The organism is Rothia sp. HMSC069D01 (assembly GCF_001810135.1).
Lineage (GTDB): Bacteria > Actinomycetota > Actinomycetes > Actinomycetales > Micrococcaceae > Rothia.
Map to the genome: position 1 here is coordinate 679,905 of NZ_KV800108.1, position 19,214 is coordinate 699,118.

The 19,214-nt window shown below is 60.9% G+C and carries 14 protein-coding genes; 2 read left to right on the forward strand and 12 right to left on the reverse strand.

The window, feature by feature from the left end; genetic code table 11:
- Nucleotides 1–7: 7 nt before the first annotated feature.
- From HMPREF2710_RS07165 to clpS, 9 genes are all read right to left on the reverse strand, one after another.
- Nucleotides 8–1,579 carry a cytochrome ubiquinol oxidase subunit I gene (locus HMPREF2710_RS07165; protein WP_070600343.1) on the reverse strand — a complete coding sequence of 524 codons (1,572 nt, stop codon included), beginning with the start codon at nucleotides 1,577–1,579 and terminating at the stop codon, nucleotides 8–10.
- Nucleotides 1,580–2,104: 525 nt separating this feature from the next.
- The gene (locus tag HMPREF2710_RS07170; RefSeq protein WP_070543255.1) at nucleotides 2,105–4,207 is read right to left on the reverse strand and encodes a DNA gyrase/topoisomerase IV subunit B; all 2,103 of its coding nucleotides are present in this window, start codon (nucleotides 4,205–4,207) and stop codon (nucleotides 2,105–2,107) included.
- Nucleotides 4,208–4,530: 323 nt separating this feature from the next.
- Nucleotides 4,531–5,760 carry an RDD family protein gene (locus tag HMPREF2710_RS07175; protein WP_070600345.1) on the reverse strand — a complete coding sequence of 410 codons (1,230 nt, stop codon included), beginning with the start codon at nucleotides 5,758–5,760 and terminating at the stop codon, nucleotides 4,531–4,533.
- A gap of 349 nt (nucleotides 5,761–6,109) precedes the next feature.
- A complete protein-coding gene (locus tag HMPREF2710_RS07180; protein WP_049337375.1) occupies nucleotides 6,110–6,766 on the reverse strand; it encodes a non-canonical purine NTP pyrophosphatase in 657 nt (218 codons plus the stop codon).
- 38 nt (nucleotides 6,767–6,804) lie between these two features.
- Nucleotides 6,805–7,536, reverse strand: a complete 732-nt coding sequence (gene rph, locus HMPREF2710_RS07185) for a ribonuclease PH (RefSeq protein WP_005506419.1) — start codon at nucleotides 7,534–7,536, stop codon at nucleotides 6,805–6,807.
- Between the two features lie 141 nt (nucleotides 7,537–7,677).
- The gene (locus HMPREF2710_RS07190) at nucleotides 7,678–8,571 is read right to left on the reverse strand and encodes an MBL fold metallo-hydrolase (protein WP_070600348.1); all 894 of its coding nucleotides are present in this window, start codon (nucleotides 8,569–8,571) and stop codon (nucleotides 7,678–7,680) included.
- A complete protein-coding gene (gene murI, locus HMPREF2710_RS07195) occupies nucleotides 8,562–9,614 on the reverse strand; it encodes a glutamate racemase (RefSeq protein WP_070600349.1) in 1,053 nt (350 codons plus the stop codon). Before murI ends, HMPREF2710_RS07190 begins: the two co-directional genes overlap by 10 nt.
- 153 nt (nucleotides 9,615–9,767) lie before the next feature.
- On the reverse strand, nucleotides 9,768–10,394 hold the full coding sequence (locus HMPREF2710_RS07200; RefSeq protein WP_049362041.1) for a DUF2017 domain-containing protein: 627 nt from the start codon (nucleotides 10,392–10,394) through the stop codon (nucleotides 9,768–9,770).
- Entirely contained in the window at nucleotides 10,394–10,714 is a 321-nt protein-coding gene (gene clpS, locus HMPREF2710_RS07205; protein ID WP_005507825.1) for an ATP-dependent Clp protease adapter ClpS, read from the reverse strand. Before clpS ends, HMPREF2710_RS07200 begins: the two co-directional genes overlap by 1 nt.
- A 228-nt stretch (nucleotides 10,715–10,942) precedes the next feature.
- Here clpS and HMPREF2710_RS07210 point away from each other — a divergent pair, with 228 nt between their 5' ends.
- Both HMPREF2710_RS07210 and HMPREF2710_RS07215 read left to right on the forward strand, forming a co-directional pair.
- Complete coding sequence (locus tag HMPREF2710_RS07210) at nucleotides 10,943–12,241, forward strand: nicotinate phosphoribosyltransferase (RefSeq protein ID WP_070600351.1); 1,299 nt, start codon at nucleotides 10,943–10,945, stop codon at nucleotides 12,239–12,241.
- A gap of 73 nt (nucleotides 12,242–12,314) precedes the next feature.
- Nucleotides 12,315–12,941 (forward strand): isochorismatase family protein, encoded by a 627-nt coding sequence (locus HMPREF2710_RS07215; RefSeq protein WP_070600355.1) that lies wholly within the window; start codon nucleotides 12,315–12,317, stop codon nucleotides 12,939–12,941.
- Between the two features lie 191 nt (nucleotides 12,942–13,132).
- Here the strand turns inward: HMPREF2710_RS07215 and HMPREF2710_RS07220 are convergent, their stop codons facing one another.
- The 3 genes from HMPREF2710_RS07220 to HMPREF2710_RS07230 form a co-directional block, all read right to left on the reverse strand.
- Nucleotides 13,133–14,503, reverse strand: a complete 1,371-nt coding sequence (locus tag HMPREF2710_RS07220; protein WP_070600356.1) for a hypothetical protein — start codon at nucleotides 14,501–14,503, stop codon at nucleotides 13,133–13,135.
- Nucleotides 14,504–14,995: 492 nt separating this feature from the next.
- Nucleotides 14,996–16,531: a transcriptional initiation protein Tat gene (locus HMPREF2710_RS07225; protein WP_070600358.1), complete on the reverse strand. Its 1,536-nt coding sequence runs from the start codon at nucleotides 16,529–16,531 to the stop codon at nucleotides 14,996–14,998.
- Nucleotides 16,532–17,127: 596 nt separating this feature from the next.
- A complete protein-coding gene (locus tag HMPREF2710_RS07230) occupies nucleotides 17,128–18,915 on the reverse strand; it encodes a DEAD/DEAH box helicase (protein ID WP_070600360.1) in 1,788 nt (595 codons plus the stop codon).
- Nucleotides 18,916–19,214 lie beyond the last annotated feature (299 nt).

The window sequence follows — 19,214 nt, forward strand, 5'->3', positions numbered from 1 at the left end:
TACCCGCCTAGTAGGCGAACTCCAGCACGTCGCGCTTGGACTTGTCGTTGGACTCGTCCTCGTGGTGCGACTGAACCAGCTCGGGCATTGCAGCAACCACACCGGCCTTGACGTACTTGATGAGCAGGTAAACCTCAACCACCATCAGCACGCCGTAGAGCAGGCCCAGGGTGAGCAGGGAGAAGAGGATTTCTTCACCGGAAACACCCGGGGAGATAGCTGCTGCGGTGTACAGGCGGATTGCGGGATCGCCCTCAAGGTTGGGGACAACCACGAAGGGCTGACGGCCCATTTCGGTGAAGATCCAGCCCAGTGCAATTGCGAAGAAGGGAGCCAGGATGGACCAGACGGCAACGTTCTTGAGCAGCTTGGACTCGGGGACGGTGCCCACGCCCTTCTTACGGGTAACCCACAGTGCGTAGAGGTAGAAGGGAACGACGACTGCGCCCAGACCGATCATGCCGCGGAAGCCCCAGTAGGAGACCTCGAGGGAGGGCAGGTAATCAATCTTCTGACCTGCACGCTCACCGTAGAGCGGGTTATCGGGCAGGTTGGTGCCGTACTTAGCTTCGTACTCGGGAACCAGGGTCTGGATACCCTTCACCGGGGTGTTGAAGTTGTCGTATGCCAGGAAGGACAGCACGCCGGGAACCTCGATGATGGTGTGAATCTTGTCGCAGCTCTGAGCGCCAAGCTCACCAACGGTCAGCACGGAGAAGGAGGTACCGTCGTGGCAGGCGGCCTCGGCGGCAGCCATCTTCATGGGCTGCTCGTGAATCATCATCTGTGCCTGCATGTGGCCGGATGCGCCAACACCAGCGAAGCCGATGAGGCCCACCACTGCGCCCAGGCGCAGGGACTTGAGCCAAACCTGGAAGTCCTTCTTGTCGCGTGCGCCCTTGTCGGACTCACCAACGACAACCTTGCCGTCAACGACCTTGTCAATGCCGTCCTTGCGGCGGCGCCACAGCTTGTACCAGGCGATACCGACCAGGAAGCCACCGGCAACCTGAATGGATGCGGTGATGACGTGCGGGAAGGTGACCCATGCGGTGGGGTTCATCAGCACGGCGCCGATGTCGGTCATACGGGGACGACCGTCAATCATTTCTGCACCGACGGGGTGCTGCATCCAGGAGTTTGCAACCAGAATGAAGAATGCAGAAATCCAGGAGCCGAGAACTGCCATGAACAGACAGAAGGCGTGGACTGCGGGCTTGAGGCGGTCCCAACCGAAGATCCACAGACCAAGGAAGGTCGACTCAACGAAGAAGGCGAAGAGGCCTTCCATTGCCAGCGGAGCGCCGAAGACGTCGCCGACGAAGCGGGAGTATTCACTCCACGCCATGCCGAACTGGAATTCCTGAACCAGACCGGTGGCCACACCCATAGCGAAGTTAATGAGGTACAGCTTGCCCCAGAACTTCGTCATGCGCTTGTATTCGTCCTTCTTGGTACGAACGTAGCAAATGTACAGGTAGGTCACCACAAGGCCCAGACCCAGAGTCAGCGGAACCATGAAGAAGTGGTAGACGGTGGTAATACCGAACTGCCACCTACCAAAATCAAGGGGATCCATTGATAGGTCCTTACTATGTGTGTACTTAATGTGCGTTTGTGCCAGATTTCGGGTAGTCCACCATCGATGGAGGGCATACGAGAGTTACTGACACAGTGTCTCTCATGCTTCTAAGGTACAGGGTTTTCCTAAGAAGCTGTGAGTAGGCTGTGCATAGTATGGACGTTTATTGTTTGACGTTTCGCTAAAGGTACCTTGAACGTTATCCCTCGATGCAAGGGTGGTGAGAGGAATGAGACACGATGGTGCCTTGCGGGGTTGAGAAGCAGTTTCGGAACCTTGGTGAAATATTGCAGTTTTTAATATTTTCTGCAAAATTTTGGTGACAGATTTCGTGATTGTGACAGGTGCTTCAAGTAGTGCTCAAAGCTTAAATTTGCCTGTTTCATGCGGAATTTACGCGGAATCTCCGAGAATTGCGTGACTATTCTCACACAAAATTCATGGATTGTGACACGCCAGCCACCACTGCCCCGCAAGGCACCGCAATGCCCCGCAAGGTACCGCACGCTACATATCGATGCTCTACATATCAATGCTCTCGGCATCCAGCTGATGAGCACCCGCAATAATGAATTCCTTACGCGGAGCCACCTCAGAACCCATCAACAAGGAGAACGCACGCTCGGCAGCCTCCGCATCCTCAATGCGAATACGGCGCAACATGCGATGACGCGGATCCATCGTCGTCTCAGCCAGCTGGTCAGCGTCCATCTCACCCAGACCCTTATAACGCTGAATGGGTTCCTTATAGGACACCCCCTGCTCCCGCAGAGAATCCAGAAGCTCGTGCAGCTGCTTCTCCGAGTAGGTGTACACCATCTCGTTCGGCTTGCCGCGGCGCACCACCTCCACACGATGCAGAGGCGGAACCGCAGCGTACACGCGACCCGCCTCAATCAGCGGACGCATGTAACGGTAGAACAGGGTCAGCAGCAGGGTACGGATGTGGGCGCCGTCCACGTCCGCATCGGTCATCATAATGACCTTGCCGTAGCGAGCAGAGTCCAGGTCAAAGGTACGACCCGAACCCGCACCGATCACCTGAATCAGCGCCGCGCACTCAGCATTCGCGAGCACATCAGTCACCGAAGCACGCTGAGTGTTCAGGATCTTACCGCGAATCGGCAGCAGAGCCTGATACGAGGAAGAACGCGCCAGACGCGCCGTGCCCAGCGCCGAGTCACCCTCCACAATGAACAGCTCAGAATGCTCAACATTGGTCGAACGGCAATCCACCAGCTTGGTGGGCATGGACGAAGACTCCAGCGCGGTCTTACGGCGCTGAGTTTCCTTATGGATGCGCGCCGAGACGCGGGTCTTCATCTCAGAGACGACCTTCTCACACAGAGCGGTCGCCTGAGCCTTCTCCGCACGGGCGGTCGACTCCAGGCGAGCCTTCAGCGCATCGCCCACGACCTTCGACACGATCTGGCGAACCGCCGGGGTACCCAGAATCTCCTTGGTCTGACCCTCAAACTGCGGCTCGGCAAGACGCACGGTCAGCACGGCGGTCAAGCCGGCGAGCACGTCGTCCTTCTCAATCTTGTCGTTACCCACCTTGTACTTGCGGGCATTATCGGCAAGGTGCTTGCGCATCACGCGCAGCAGGCCCTGCTCAAAACCGGTCGTGTGAGTACCGCCCTTGGGGGTGGCAATAATGTTCACGAAGCTGCGGACCGTCGTCTCGTAACCAATGCCCCAGCGCAGCGCAACGTCCACTTCGCAATCGCGCTCCACGTCGGTCAGCTGCGAGCGGCCGTCCTCACCCAGCACCGGCACGGTCTCGGTGAAAGATCCGCTGCCGCTAAAACGCCAGGTGTCGGTAATACGCTCATCGTGCGCCAGAAACTCGACGAACTCGCTAATGCCGCCGTCGTACTGGAAAACTTCCTCGTGGGGTTCCAGCTCGCCGGGGGTGCCGGGCAGTCGGCGCTCATCACGGATGCAAATACGCAGACCCGGAATGAGGAACGCGGTCTGGCGCGCACGAGCAGCCAAGTCCTCGTAGCTGAACTTAGCGTCGGGGGTGAAAATCTGCGGGTCAGCCCAATAGCGCACACGGGTGCCGGTCACGCCACGCTTAGCGCGACCCACAATCTGCAGGGCGTCAGTGCCCTCGGTTGCGGGAGTGAACGGATCTTCGGGCTTGGGGGTGCGGCCGGACTCGAAGAATCCGGGAATGCCGTGGCGGAAGGACATCTGGTAGGTCTTCGAGCCACGGTCCACCTGCACGTCCAGACGGGAAGACAGCGCGTTCACCACGGAAGCGCCCACACCGTGCAAACCACCGGACGCGTTATAGGAGCCGCCGCCAAACTTACCGCCGGCGTGTAGCTTGGTGAATACGACCTCGACACCGGACAGGCCGGTGCGCGGCTCAATGTCGGTGGGGATACCGCGGCCATCATCGCGCACCTCAACCGAACCGTCACGGTACAGAATGACCTGGATGGACTGGCCGAAACCGGCGAGCGCCTCATCCACCGAGTTGTCGATAATCTCCCAGAGGCAGTGCATCAGGCCGCGAGAGTCGGTGGAGCCAATGTACATGCCCGGGCGTTTGCGTACAGCTTCCAGACCTTCCAGCACGGAGAGGTGACGGGCGGTGTAGTTCGAAGACGCCACGGGAATCCTTTCGGCAAGTGATGACTGTGTGCAAGTGATGACTGTGTATTCAGCACGGCAAGCTTGCGGAAGGGAGAAAAAATGCCCCGGGCTTGCGCTCATAGTGCTCTAAGTTTCTATTCTATCGTGGCTTGTTGCCCGCTTCTGCCTGCGCCGTCATGAGGCTCTCTGTACCGTTATTAGACGCTGCCGCGAGAATGAAACAGCAGAAAAGCACCGGCTACCACTCCCCTATGGAGTAGCAGCCGGTGCGTGGATGTCTGAATTTTTAGGATGCGTTTCTGAGGTGTCCACTCTGGGCGCCTCATAGCAGTGGCACTGCCCTAGTGAGCCTCACCCGAGGCGCGCGAGGAGCTCTCGTGACGGTTCGTGACCATGATATTGGACTTGAAGTAGAACTCTTCGGGAAGCTCGTTCGTGACCGGGCCGTGCGGGAATTCGCTGAGCTTCGGCACGAAGTACCAGTCCATCAGCTCGCCGCTGCTCTGCTTGAGCACGCGGCGTTCCCTCATGGCGTGGCGTACCTTGCGGCGCAGGCGCGGGCTGTCTTTCAGGGTGCTGGTGAAGACCCACGGAGTCTCGTAGCCCTCGGTAATCATGCCGAAGGTGATGCGCAGGTTGCCGTTCTCATCGGCGTCCATCGTGAAGTCGCCGTCTGCAATATCGGTGAAGGCGAGCATCCAGCTGTGGCGGCGTTCGTAGCTTTCGCGGGTGGTCTGCAATGCCGCAATGATGCGGTGGTCGACCAGCAGCTCCACCTTGCGTTCGGTGATTTCACCCAGACGAGCGTAGGATCCGAAGGCGCGGTTCGCACCGCTGCGGCGAGGCCACTTCGTCACCGCACCGTGCGGCACCTCCCCCGCAAAGGTGAAGGGGCCCGTCATGGTGCCGGGCAGACGCAGACGCTCAAACGGAGCCGTCGGCAGGAAGGTCGTCAGCAGCTGATCGGAGCTGACCGATTTACCCCAGCGCGCCATCTCAAAAATGGTCGGTTCGGGGCCCACCGGGTAGAGGCGCGGCATCTTGCGGCCGAACTCGTCAAAGCCCTCAATAAACTCGCCGTTGGAGCTGTACCCGGGCATGGTCGCACCGAGCGGGCGAGTCCACGATCCCGAATACGGCTTGGTCAGGTGCGGGTTCTCCACCGGCAGGATGCTGGTGCGAGCACCCAGGTAGGCGGGCATGCGCGAGAGGTTACGCCAGGCGAACTTCGCGGCAACCGCCTCACGCCACCACATCGGGCGTTTGCCCGGAGTCTGCCCGCCCAGGCAGTGCATGAGCAGCCAGAATCCAGCCCAGCCGAGGCACCCTGCGGCAACCACGCAGAAAATAATCGTCAGCACAGTGTGCAGGGTTCCGGTCGCCCAGATATTCGTGGCGATCAGAGCCATGAACGCCACCCACGCCGCCATGACGTACGGGCCGAGCGTAATCATCGGGTCGACCACCTTCACGGCGGCAATGACGCGGCGGTTCAGGCCGCGCCACACGTAGGAGTACGCCCAGCATCCGGCGGCAAGGGCGAGTGCCATCAGCAGAAGAAGGATGAGCATCAGTGTGTCTCTTTCGCTGCAGGTTTTTCTACCGCGGTCGGTGACCGGCGGGCATCGGGTAGGTGCCCCGTTGACAGATGCACCGTTGAAATGCTCTTCAACAACAAAACTCGCCTGCCGAAGGTACCTTCAACAGACGAGTTTCTTTGGTGTCACTAACCTTGAGGTAAAGCTTCTCACACTATTGTGCCTTTAATTGGTATCCCTGTGGGGGATTTTAGAGGGATGCGTGAAAAAATCGCACCCAACCCCGCGTTTCCACCCAACAGAGCGGCACAGTGAGAGCGGCGCAGCGAGTAGGCTCTGGCGCCTCAGCGACGGTTTTAGACAGAGGTTTTAGACAGCGGTTTTAGGAGGTCAGCGCGGCAGCAATCTGAGGAATCAGCGCCTCAAAAGCACGCGCACGGTGGCTAATCGAGTTCTTAATCTCGGCGGGAATCTCAGCGCACGACTTGCCAGCGTACTGCCCCTCGTACAGGGCGTTCTCACCGTTCAGTTCCACGGGACGCAGAATCGGGTCGTAACCGAAGCCGCCCTCCCCCGCCGGTGCGGTCAGCAACTCGCCGGGCAGCTCGCCGTACTCGACCGCCTCAAAACCGCTCGGGGAGGCAACCGACGCCGCGCAGCAGAACTTCGCGCCGCGGTGCTCGGCAGAAATATCGCTCAGCTGAGCCAGCAGCAGGTTCAGGTTCGCGGAGTCATCGCCGTGGCTACCCGCCCAGCGTGCCGAGAAAATACCGGGAGCGCCGTTGAGCACATCCACCGACAGACCGGAATCGTCAGCAATAGCGACCAGGCCGGTTGCCTCGGCAACAGCGCGCGCCTTCAGCAGGGAGTTCTCCGCGAAGGTCACGCCGGTCTCGGGAACGTCGGGGGCGTTCACGCTGGAGGCGTCAACCACCTGGGTGTCAACGTCCAGGCCGTCAATGCGTCCGCGCAGAATTTCACGCAGTTCCTTGAGCTTGCCCTTATTGTGGCTTGCCAGAACGATCTTTGCGTCTGCCATAGTTTCTCCTTGTCGACGGAACTAGTTACTGGGACGGGTTAGTGTGCCAGTGCTTCACGCTGAATCTGAGCCAGCTCAGCGGTGCCTTCCAGCGCCAGGTCGAGCAGGCTGTTGAGCTCGTCGCGGTCGAAAGGTGCACCCTCGGCGGTGCCCTGAACCTCAACGAACTTGCCGCTACCGGTGACGACCACGTTCATGTCGGTCTCGGCGCGAACGTCCTCGGTGTAGGGCAGGTCCAGCATGGGGGTGCCGTCAATAATGCCCACCGAAATTGCGGACACCGAATCGATCAGCGGGTTCGCCTTAGCGGGCAGAATCTTCTGCTCCTTCGCCCAAGAAATAGCGTCAGCCAGCGCCACGTACGCGCCGGTGATGGAGGCGGTGCGGGTGCCGCCGTCAGCCTGCAGAACGTCACAGTCAAGCACGATGGTGTTCTCGCCCAGCTCATCCATGTTGATGACCGCACGCAGGGAGCGACCAATCAGGCGAGAAATCTCGTGGGTGCGGCCACCCACGCGGCCCTTGAGCGACTCGCGAGAAGAACGGGTGTTGGTGGCGCGCGGCAGCATCGCGTACTCGGCGGTCACCCAGCCCTTACCTTCGCCCTTGAGCCAGCGCGGCACGCCCTCAGTGAAGGATGCGGTGCACAGCACGCGGGTGTTGCCGAACTCGATGAGGGCGGAGCCCTCAGCGTTGCGGGACCAGCCGCGGGTAATGGTGATGGGGCGCAGCTCGTTGAGGGCGCGGCCGTCTTCGCGGGTTGCAGTCATGGGTTCTCCTTGAATCTGTCTGCGGAATCTGTGTCTGTCTGTTGACTCTATGTCGAAAGGCAGGCGGAGCTGAGCGCAGTTTGCACTAGTCCAGCTCGTTTTAGCCTAGCTCGGTTTGGTCTAGTCCAGCTCGGGTTTGGTCTAGTCCAGCTCGGGCTTGGGCAGCGCAATCGCGGTGTTCAGCGGCGGATCGAGCACCTCCACCACGTTCAGGGTGGACGTGACCGGGTGAGCCTCCGTCGGGCGCGGGTAGATGCGGTAGCTTGCCGCCATTTCGGCAATGCCGACCGGGCCGGAGAAGGCGCTGCGCGCCTCCGCGCGGGCGATGTCCGGGTCGTTCCACACGGGCAGGTGGGTCAGTAGCAGGTTACGCACGCCCGCCTCCTGCGCTGCCTCACCGGCACGCTTACCGGTCAGGTGAATACCGCGCAGGGCGTCATCGCGGCCCTCCTGGTAGGCAGCCTCGCACAGGAACAGGTCGGCACCGCGCGCAGCCTTGACCAGGCCCTCGCACAGGTCGGTATCGCCCGAGTACGAGAACACTGTGTGGCCCTCGCGGTCGTTGCAGGTGATGCGCAACGCGTACGGGTCCTTCGAGGGGTGAACCACGCGGAACGGCTCCACGCGGAAGGGGCCAATCTGCACGGGCTCACCCTCAGTCCAGGTGTGGTACTCAAACTCGGTGCTCATGCCCGGATCAGGGTCCAGGCCGTGAGTCGCCGAAAGGTACTCGTTAATCGCGGCGGGACCGTACAGCGGAATGCGGCCCTTGGGCCAGCCGCGCGGATCCCACTTGACCGCCACGTGCAGACCGGACAGGTCGATGCAGTGGTCCGGGTGCAGGTGCGAAATCAGAATCGCGTCGATATCGCTCAGGTCGATATGGCGCTGGAGCATGCCGAGGGAGCCGTTGCCCATGTCCATGATGATGCGCCAGGTTCGACCCGCGAAGTCCGTGGCGGTGAGCATGTAGCAACTAGCCGGTGAGACGGGGCCGGGAAAGGAGCCCGTGCAACCGATAACGGTTAGACGCATGAGGTGTCGTCCTTAGGGGTGGTGCCAGAAAATTCGGTGCCCGCGACAGTGTGTGCTGCCTCTGCAGGATCTGCCGATTCGTCGAGGGTAATGCTGCGGTGTGCCGCAAGCATTTCGGGAGTGAGTGCCGCCAGCGAGCCGGTCGGGTAGCGTTCCGCCACGGAGCTGGTGTGGCGCACGTTGGTGACCTCGGGGCCAAGGAAGCGGCGCGCCAGCTGCGAGAACGTCTCAGATTCGCCGGTGGCGAGGAATTCGTGGTGCGGGTTTTCCGTGGGGACCGGGCTTTCAATGGCGTGGTTGAGCAGTTCGCGGTACACGTCCTTCGCGGTCTCATCCGCGGAGGACACCAGGGTGACGTCCTCACCCATAATGTAGGAAATCACGCCGGCCAGCAGCGGGTAGTGGGTACAGCCGAGCACGAGGGTGTCCACGCCGGCGTCCTTGAGCGGCTGCAGGTACTCGCGGGCGGTCTCCAGCAGCTCGGGGCCGGAGGTAATGCCCTTCTCCACGAACTCCACGAAGCGCGGGCACGCTACCGAGTGCACCTCAAGGTTCGGGGTGATCGCGAAAGTGTCCTCGTAGGCGCGGGAGGTGACGGTCGCCTCCGTCGCAATCACGCCGATCTTGCGGTTGCGGGTTGCGGCGAGCGCACGGCGGGCGGCGGGCTGAATCACCTCAATGACGGGGATGCCGTACTGGCGGGTGTAGCGTTCGCGGGCGTCGCGGAGCACCGCTGCGGAGGCGGTGTTGCAGGCGATGACGAGCATTTTCACGCCGGAGTCGACGAGTTCATCCATGATGCGCAGCGCGTTGGCGCGTACTTCTGCGATTTTGAGGGGGCCGTAGGGGCCGTGGGCGGTGTCGCCGACGTAAATGATGCGTTCGTGAGGCAGCTGGTCCATGATGGCGCGTGCCACGGTAAGTCCACCAACGCCGGAGTCGAAGACGCCGATGGGTGCCGCGGCGGTGGGGCCTACGGGCGCTGGGCTTCCCCAGGGGGTGCGGGCACGGTAGGGATTGGTTGCATCAATGCTGTCACTCATGTGTCACCTACACTTCGTTATCGGTCGGGTACCACGTTCTATGCTAACTCGCTAAGGTTACCCTTTTAGTCCGTTGAGCGGTTAGATGAGTCGAGAACCACCATTATGTGGTTGTATATGACGGTAGTTTGAGGGAAATTTGAAAAATTCGTTCTATTCTTGCTCGTCTGCCCCGCCATTTTCCCCGCCAAATACTCCGCCGGTCGTTTCTTCGTCGTCCAGCCCGTCGAGCATGGCGAGCATGAGCGAGTCCTGAACCCAGGAGATGAAGTTGTACACCACAGCCATGTACTCTTCTTGGGTCTCGATCTCGGAAGGGTCGGTGAACGCCGCAATATCTTCTGCGGTGTCTTCGTCCACGATGTAGAGGCGGTCGGCGAGCACCAGGCGAATATCGCCGAGCGCGGCAGCCCAGGCGCGGGCGTGTTCTTCGTTCAGGCGCAGGTCGCTGGACTCAATGTCGAAGGCAAGCATGGCGAGGTTCGCGCGTTTGGTTTCGCGCAGGTCGCGTTCGGTGTAGCGGCGGTATTCGGTGGCGGCCTCGTCGTTGCTGCTTGCGGCGGGGAGCAGGCGTGCTACGGCACTGTCGGCGGGAATGATGGGGTTTTCGGTGATGCCGACCAGCGCCTCCAGCGGGTCGACGGTGCCGCCGTCGGCGGTGGTATCTGCCGGGCGCAGTAGCGCGCGCACGTCTTCGGCGAGTTCACGGATCAGGTCGCGTTCGGCGGGTTCGAAGGAGGCGGTGTAGCCTCCGGGGGTGCGGCGGAAGGGTCGCGCCATTAGTTTTCTACTTTCTCGAAGGTTGCCAGCAGACCCCAGGCGTGCATTGCCTGGGTATGTTTTTCGGCGTCTTCGCGCGAGCCGGTGAAGACGATTGCCTTGCCGTTGTTGTGCACCTGCAGCATGAGCTCTTCGGCGCGGGCGCGGGAATAGCCAAAGTGACTGCGGAAGACGTAGGACACGTAGGTCATGAGGTTGACGGGGTCGTTCCAGACGATGACTTTCCAGGGGGTGTCTGTGGCGAGGATGTTCTCCAGGGCGGTGTCGAGGTCGGTGTCCTCGAGGGTTCCGGTAGAGAGGGTCACGGCGGTAGTGTTCATTGGTTTCCTTTGCGGCCGGTTCCCTTTGATTATACGGGCGGGTATGTGTTGCCCCTGTGTGGCCCCTGTGTTCGTCCTGCGCTACTGCGATGTTCGTCCTGCGTTGCTCCCGCGCACAGTGCTGGTAATTTGTCATACTACAGCACTTAGAGTCAAGAATACTTTATGTAGTGATTGACACGCCGACTCAAGAGGAAAAATACCCTAATCCCCCACTACAATAAACACATGGCTACTACCTCTCTTCTCACCGATCACTATGAACTGACCATGCTCCAGGCGGCACTCGCCTCCGGCGCAGCCAACCGTAAGTGCACCTTCGAAGTCTTCACCCGCCGCCTGCCCGCGGGCCGCCGCTACGGCGTCCTCGCAGGCACCGGCCGATTCCTCGAAGGCCTCGCAGACTTCCGCTTCAACGACGAAGAACTCTCCTTCCTCTCCTCCCGCAACATCGTCAACAAAGAAACCCTTTCCTACCTCGAATCCTTCACCTTCAGCGGTAACATCCGCGGCTACGCAGAAGGCGAAGCGTTCTTCCCCCACTCCCCCGTCATGCAGGTCGAAGGCACCTTCGCCGAAGCATGCGTCCTCGAAACCTACCTGCTGTCCATCCTGAACTTTGACTCCGCCGTGGCGAGCGCCGCCTCCCGCATGAGCGCAGCCGCAGGCAACCGCCCCTGCCTCGAAATGGGTTCGCGCCGCGCCCACGAACGCGCCGCCGTCTCCGCCGCACGCGCCGCCGTGATTGCCGGCTTCGCGGGCACCTCCAACCTGGAGGCTGGTCTGCGCTACGGCCTGCACACCATCGGCACCAGCGCCCACGCCTTCACCCTGCTGCACGACAGCGAACGTGAAGCGTTCGAGGCGCAGTTGCGTTCCCTCGGTGCCCGCACCACCCTGCTCGTCGACACCTACAATGTGGACGAGGCAGTCCGCCTCGGCGTGGAACTCGCGGGCGAAGAGCTTGGCGGCGTGCGCCTGGACTCCGGCGACCTGGTTGCCACCGCGGCACGTGTGCGTGAACTGCTCGACTCGCTTGGCAACACCCACACCAAGATCACCGTCACCAGCGACCTGGACGAGTACGCCATCGCATCCCTGGCGGCAGCACCCGTGGACTCCTACGGCGTGGGCACCAAGCTGGTCACCGGTTCCGGCGCGCCGACCTCCTCCATGGTGTACAAGGTCGTTGAGCGTGAGAACTCCGCCGGTGAAATGCAGCCGGTCGCTAAGGCGTCGGCTGGCAAGGCGTCCATCGGTGGCGCCAAGCGTGCGGCCCGCCGCCTCAACAGCATGGGCATTGCGACCGCCGAGGTTCTGGGCACCCACGAGGACCCGAGCCTGCTCGAGGACACCCGCCCGCTCATGGTGGACTTCGTCCGCAACGGCGAGCTGCTCCCCGGCTTCACCGGTGAGGAAGGCGTGCGCCGCGCGACCGCCCGCCACGCAGCCTCCCTGGCTGAGCTTCCGGAAGCTGCCCGCCGCCTCTCGGAGGGTGAGCCAATCATTCCTACCGAGTTCATCTAAACCACCCTTCTGAGATACTGTTTTCACCTGGCGAATCAGAGTGAAAACTCATTCCTACTTGTAAAGGACAGACATGTCTAAGGCACTGATTATTGTTGATGTGCAGAACGATTTCTGCGCCGGCGGCGCCCTCGCCACCGAGCGCGGTGCGGACGTTGCCGCGCTGATTAGCGAATACGTGGAGAACAACCACCACCGCTACGACGCGATTGTCGCCACCCAGGACTGGCATATTGATCCGGGTTCACACTTCTCTGACACCCCCGACTACGTTGACTCCTGGCCGGTGCACTGCGTCGCCAAGAGCGAAGGCGCGCAGATTCACGAGAACCTGGACACCGACTACATTGAGGCGTACTTCCGCAAGGGCCGCTTCGAGGCAGCCTACTCGGGTTTTGAGGGGCTTCTCGCCCCCGAGGATGAAGTCGCAACCGGCGAGCACGAGCCCGGTGCGGATGCATCCGAGGACGGTCCGCAGACTCCCCTGTCGGAGTGGCTGGATGAGCGCGGTATCGAGTTCGTCGATGTTGTCGGTATCGCCACCGATTATTGTGTGTCGGCAACCGCTCGCGATGCGGTCGATGCAGGCTACGAGACTCGCGTGCTGCTTGACCTGACCGCGCCCGTGCACGAGGACAAGCTCGACGACGTGGTTGCCGAGCTTGAAGATGAGGGTGTCGAGGTGGTTGAGGTTCTCTAACCTCCACTATCGTTGTAGGTAACTCGCCATTTCAGGCGGGTACTAAAGATACAGAGGCGTTGAATATACAGAGGCGGGGAGCCTGGGATAGTACATCCCAGGCTCCCCGCCTCTAGCATGCCCATAACCTAGCGTGTCTGCAACCAGCCGAGGTCATGAAACCTCTGCGGTTATGTAGCAGATTGAGCCGCTTACTTAAAGCGGACCTCCGCCATGCCGTTCACGCGCACGTTCGGGCCGGCCGGCACCTCCTTAGTGCCGACGATCGCGCCGTTACGCACGCTCGGCGCCAGGTAGGATCCGCCTGCACCACCGGCGCCGCCCTGCTGAACGTAGCCGACCGCGCGGCGCGGGTTTTTCGGGTTGTTGCACCACTGCTGCGAGATGATGATTGCCGAAACCGCGTTCGCCACGCCGGAGCCGCCACCACCGTAGCCTGCACCGCCACCAGCAGACACTACGGTCTGGTAGCCGAAGAAGTTCTTGCTGATGGTGATGCTGGTGGTTCGTGCGGTTGCGGTACCGGTCAGGTTCTTCGGGTCGTTCTTGTCATACTGGTAGGCGTACGCGCCCACGCCGTCCGCACCGTTCGCATTGAAGCCGCTACCGCCGGTTGCGCCCGCGGTACTGGTGCTGTGGATGACCTGCTTGTTCTGGGAGCCGAAGCCGACCAGACCGTGGTCACCGGTGGGCAGGGGGTCTGCGATAGCACCCATGCCGCCTCGACCGCCGGAGCCACCCGTGCCGGGGGTTGCGATGATCTGCAGGTTCGCCTCGACGCTGTAGGCGTCGCTTGCGGCGGCACCTTCATAGCCCATGGAGGCTTCTGCATTGCCGCCGGAGCCGCCGCGTACCCATTCCAGGCCGCAGACCGGGCTAATGGCGTAGCTGGAGCCGGGCAGCGGTGCGGTGGAGCTGGAGTTACGCACATGTCCGCCGCCGCCACCTGCTGCGATAGCAACCACGGTGCCGTTGACCAGCAGTGCAGAGGAGCCGCCACCGGATGCGGCGTAAATGCTGCGCTTGAAGTGAGTGTGGGGTGCGCCGTCGCCTGCAGTGGGGTTGCCGTAGGTGCGGGGATTTGCCGTGTCGATAATAGCCTTCGGACCTGCGGGAACGGTGACCTGAGCGGCGGAGGAGCCACCCTTGCCGTAGCCTTCACCGCCGGTTGCGGGCTTGGATTCGTTCCAGCTTGCGCCGTTGCGGGTGACGCGCTCAAGCACGCCGATACCGCCGGCTGCCGCGACGATTTCTACGGTTGCGCCGGGGGTGACACTGACGGTGCCGGTGACCTTGGCGCCGCATCCGCCCTGGCTGCGTGCCATGACGGTGCCGCCAGCGCCGCCGGTGAGGGTGAAGCTGAGTTCGCGTACGCCCGCCGGGACGGTGAAGGTTTTGACGGTCTTGCGGCCGTTTGCCTGTCCCTTGATGGTGTGGGAGGTGCCGGTCTGCGCGCCGTTGGCGGCGTATGCGGGTACGGCGGCGGAGGTTGCGATGATGGGCAGTGCCCAGGCTGCGCCGGTGAGGATGGTGCGGCGGGTGGGGTGTGCGTTGTGGGGCATGAGGTTTTCTTTCATGAGGGCTGAGGGTACGGGTTGAGTAGAGTGAATAATTTACACCATTGTGCACTGAGTGCAATATTCATTTTATAGAGTATAGACCCCGAAAAACATTCTCAACTCGCCGCGCTATGCCCCCGCTCAACCCGGCATTTCCGGGGTATAGCGAAGGCCCGCAGACACCGAAGTGCCTGCGGGCCTTCAGGTTGGCGCATTACTACCAACCTTTTCCTCAAAAGCCATTGGTTTCATCGTTGAGACTCAACGAGACATCACTCAATGGCATTCTCCGTGAGTGGCCAAAATACACCAAGAGACCACTCGCCAGAGAAGCACACAGTCCTCATGCCAGATACGCGCGGATGCACATCTGGGGGACTAAAACTTAGGGGCCGGTTCTCCCACTCCTGATGAGATTTCAGGAGCGGGAGAACCGGAAGGGTTAGTGTCTAACCCACCGAGCAACCCAAGAGGGAGACTCGGATAAGCACGCTATTAGGAGCGCTCGCAGAGGGTGACCTTCACGTAACCGGGGTTACGAACGCCGGATTCCTTTGCAGCGTTGTTAGCGGAGGAGATAGAGCCTTCAGCGACAGAGGGAGCAACGTAGGAGCCACCTGCGCCACCTGCACCAGCCTGAACCAGCGCACCAACATTCTGGCGGACACCACCCTTAGCAGCAGTGTTACCGTTCCACTTTTCACCGGTCAGGATCGAGGAAAGTGCGCGAGCAGCACCGGAGCCACCGCCACCGTAGCCAGCGCCACCACCTGCGGAGACAACAGTCTGGTGACCATTGAAGCTCTTCTGAGCAGCGATAACCTCAAGGCCACCCTTTTCGTCACCCTTAACTACACCTGCAGCGATAGCTTCCTGGTTAGTGACGGGGATAGATTCACGCGGCTCGTCAGGGTGGTTATCAACCTGGTAGGAGTATGCGAAGACGCCATCTGCACCCTTACCGTCGAAGCCTGCACCGCCCTGGTCGCCAGCGGTGGAGGAGCTGAAGATAACCTGGTTGTTCTGGCTCGTGAAGCCAAGCACACCGAAGACGTTAGCCAGAGCGTACAGGCGAGGCTTCTCGCCACCGGTACCACCGGTGCCATTGCCGCCACCCTTACCGCCAGCGACCTCCATTGCAGAGGTGGGGGTACGCTTACCGGATGCATCCTTCAGGTGGGTGTACCAGGAGACGGAGGTCTCTGCGTCGCCACCGGTTGCTGCGGATGCGCTAGCACCAGCAGGCAGAACGGAGATGTTCGACTTGTCACCCAGAGTGGTGGTGCCAGTGTCCTTCGCGTTGGGGTTGAAGAAGGGGTTGGGTTCCTGACCGATAACCTTACCTGCAGAATCCGTCTTATTACGCATCTTCGCCAGAACATTGTTGGTACCGGGCTGGGTACGGATACCCGCACCGCCACCGCCACCCGCGAGGGCAACAACCTTGCCATCGATGACCAGAGCGGAGGAGCCACCGCCGGAGCCACCGTACAGGGCTGCCTTCATATCGGAGTGAGGAGCGTACTTTGCGTCAACCAGAGCCTTAGCGTCTGCAGGCATTGCCTGAGCGTTTACGTCACCACCGTTACCGTAGCCTTCACCACCGGTTGCGGGACGGGTAGCCCAGATGTAGTACTTCTGCTCCTCCTTCGGGTTCGCGGGAACCTCCGCACCATAAACGCGCTCCAGGTAAGCCACACCACCGGCAGCAGCGACCAGCTCAATAACCTGGCCTTCCTTGACGGGAATTTCACCCACAACAAGAGCACCGGAACCACCGTTAACCGACGAGGAACCGCCACCTGCACCACCGGCAACCTCGAAGCGAATCTTGTCGACCTTAGCGGGAACGGTGAACTTCTGAGTGTTCTTAGCACCGGAAGGCTGACCGGAGATGTTGAACTTGGGAGCAGATGCGTACGCGCACTCAGTAGAAGATGCGAAAGCGGGAACCGCAGCAGATGCTGCAACAACCGGAGCAGCCCATGCTGCGCCAGCAACAACCTTGCGGCGAGAAATGTTAGTAGACATGTATGTCCTTCGAGAGTGATGTCTTGGGCATTCACTCCCACCAAGAACGCGGCCGATAAATCCACGCAGGGCAGACGCACACAAAAAGTGAAGATAGCGTGCAGAAGAGAGTGAATGCATGATGTTTCTATACAAGCGTCAGCCCCTGCACGCCCAGAAGATCAAAAAACACAAAGGTCAGCTTCAAAAGCACAGGGAAACCCAACACTTGGAGAAAGCATACCCCCCCCCCGTATTAAAATTTCAAGCGAAAAACGCACATAATCTTCCATAAACCCACTTTGACATGCAGTGTTCAACCAGTACTTGAACTTTTATTCACACACATTTCTCCCCTAAATCCCTCTGATGCTCCTCCCATAAACAACCTTCAGGCGATGTTTTTCTCAAATTAGGGAGCAAAAACCAACATTAAGTTTTTTAAGAACCACCTATTCCCACTATCTAACCGACTTATTTCTCCGCGTATGTGCTTTTAAGCACCTAAGAAAACCTTCAGGTAAAAACCACTCAAAGAACTACAGGTACCCTACATACGCAAGAAGCCCCGCGAGCGCACTCACTCGCGGGGCTTCTCTATACGTTCTATCCACCTTCTAGCGTCGGCCTACGAACCAGTCCGACAGCTTATCGAGACGCGCCTGAATCTGTTCTGCAGAAGCCTGCGCGACCGCCGGGCCGCCACAAATCTTACGCAGCTCATTATGAATCACGCCGTGCGGCTGACCCGAACGAATCGACCACGCCGCCACGTTCTTCGCCAACTTATTGCGTAGCTCCTTCAACTGGCGGTGATCCACCACCGAAGGTGCCGCAGTCGCCGGGCGGCGTGCCGCGTGCTCACGCTGATGCGCTCGCAACAGCGTACCGACCTGTTCGGCATCCAGCAGGCCCGGAATACCCAGGAAGTCCTGCTCCTCCTCACTGCCCACGGCAAGGTTGCCGGAGGCGAACTCGGCGCCGTCGAACAGCACACCGTGGAAGGACGCCTCGGAGCCGAGCGCCTCGAACTTGCCGCGTGCCAACTGCTCGGAGGCGCGCTCCTCGCGGTTTGCTTCTTCGAGCAGGTGGTCGTCCAGGCCCTCAACCATGGGGTCGATTTCCTGGGGTGCGCCGCGGTCGAGGGCGTGGTCGCGCTCGACCTCCATGTCATTGGCGAGCATCATCAGCTGCGGCACCGACGGCAGGAACACGGATGCGGTTTCGCCGCGCTTGCGGGCACGCACGAAACGTCCGATAGCCTGGGCGAAGAACAGCGGGGTGCTGGTGCTGGTGGCGTACACGCCCACGGCGAGGCGGGGCACGTCCACACCTTCGGACACCATGCGCACGGCGACCATCCAGCGCTGCATGCCCTCACGGAACTCATCAATTTTCGCGGAGGCTTCGCGGTCGTCCGAGAGGATCACGGCGGGGTATTCGCCGGTGATTTTCTGCAGCTGTTCGGCGTAGGCTTTGGCGTCCGCATGGTCGGTGGCGATGACGAGCGCACCGGCGTCGGGCACGGTGCGGCGCACCTCGGTCAGGCGCTTGTCGGCGGCGGCGAGCACGGTCGGAATCCATTCGCCGTTGGGGTCGAGGGCGGTTCGCCACGCCTGGGAGGTGATGTCCTTGGTGAAGCCCTCACCCAGGTTTGCCGCCATTTCCTCACCTGCGGAGGTACGCCAACGCATCTGGCCCGAGTACGCCATGAAGATGACCGGGCGCACCACGTGGTCTTTGAGCGCGGGGCCGTAACCGTACGAGTAGTCAGCCTTGGAGCGGCGAATACCGTCGTTGTCGACCTCGTAGGTGACGAACGGAATCGGGGAGGTATCCGAACGAAACGGGGTACCGGTCAGCGCCACGCGGCGGGTCGCATCGTCAAACGCTTCACGCAGGCCGTCACCCCAGGAAAGGGAGTCGCCGGCGTGGTGAATCTCGTCAAAAATCACGAGGGTCTTCGACGCCTCGGTGTTGCGGGCGTGCAGCTGCGGCTTATTCGCCACCTGCGCATAGGTCAGCGCCACGCCCTTGTAGTGGCGGCTGATGGTCACGTCCGCGTTCTTAAAGTTCGGGTCAATAGGAATGCCGACCTTCGCGGCGGCGTCCGCCCACTGCTTCTTCAGGTGGTCGGTCGGCGCCACAACGATGAGCTGGCGGACAGTGCCGCGGTTGAATAGTTCCTTGGTGAGGGTCAGCGCGAAAGTGGTTTTACCCGCGCCGGGGGTTGCGACCGCCATGAAGTCGCGGGGGTTGGTTTCGAAGTACTTCTGCATGGCTTCTGCCTGCCATGCGCGCAGGCTGACGGAAGTACCCCAGGGGGCGCGGTCGGGGTATGCCGGGGAGAGCTTCGGCTTCACCATACTGTCGAATAGTGTGGGTTCCTCTGCGGGTGCGCTCATTCTCTCCTTCTTCCTCGTCTGCCTCTGCTGGTTCCCTCTGCCTGCTCAGAGCAAGATGACTCAGCGCAGGCGCCTCTCCCCCGTTAGGAGGCGGCACTCTGGTGTTCCTGATGCTCTGGTGTTTCTGTCGCTCTGGCGGTCTGGGCACAGCGAGGTTAAATTCTAGCACCACATCCGCGGGTTGGGCCGGGCTGTGGTGCAAGAATTTGGTGCTCGTCAGCAAAGTCTCATGAGCGGTGTTGGGCCGTTGAGTCTTGCTGCTGCGGCGTGTTATTTATTCGTATTTATTCAGGCGTATC

Coding starts and splice junctions, on each gene's coding strand:
- HMPREF2710_RS07210 (WP_070600351.1), top strand. CDS start 10,943: ATGGCTACTACCTCTCTTCTCACCGATCACTATGAACTGACCATGCTC.
- clpS (WP_005507825.1), bottom strand. CDS start 10,714: ATGAACACTACCGCCGTGACCCTCTCTACCGGAACCCTCGAGGACACC.
- HMPREF2710_RS07190 (WP_070600348.1), bottom strand. CDS start 8,571: ATGCGTCTAACCGTTATCGGTTGCACGGGCTCCTTTCCCGGCCCCGTC.
- HMPREF2710_RS07180 (WP_049337375.1), bottom strand. CDS start 6,766: ATGGCAGACGCAAAGATCGTTCTGGCAAGCCACAATAAGGGCAAGCTC.
- HMPREF2710_RS07175 (WP_070600345.1), bottom strand. CDS start 5,760: ATGCTCATCCTTCTTCTGCTGATGGCACTCGCCCTTGCCGCCGGATGC.
- rph (WP_005506419.1), bottom strand. CDS start 7,536: ATGACTGCAACCCGCGAAGACGGCCGCGCCCTCAACGAGCTGCGCCCC.
- murI (WP_070600349.1), bottom strand. CDS start 9,614: ATGAGTGACAGCATTGATGCAACCAATCCCTACCGTGCCCGCACCCCC.
- HMPREF2710_RS07165 (WP_070600343.1), bottom strand. CDS start 1,579: ATGGATCCCCTTGATTTTGGTAGGTGGCAGTTCGGTATTACCACCGTC.
- HMPREF2710_RS07230 (WP_070600360.1), bottom strand. CDS start 18,915: ATGAGCGCACCCGCAGAGGAACCCACACTATTCGACAGTATGGTGAAG.
- HMPREF2710_RS07200 (WP_049362041.1), bottom strand. CDS start 10,394: ATGGCGCGACCCTTCCGCCGCACCCCCGGAGGCTACACCGCCTCCTTC.
- HMPREF2710_RS07225 (WP_070600358.1), bottom strand. CDS start 16,531: ATGTCTACTAACATTTCTCGCCGCAAGGTTGTTGCTGGCGCAGCATGG.
- HMPREF2710_RS07220 (WP_070600356.1), bottom strand. CDS start 14,503: ATGCCCCACAACGCACACCCCACCCGCCGCACCATCCTCACCGGCGCA.
- HMPREF2710_RS07215 (WP_070600355.1), top strand. CDS start 12,315: ATGTCTAAGGCACTGATTATTGTTGATGTGCAGAACGATTTCTGCGCC.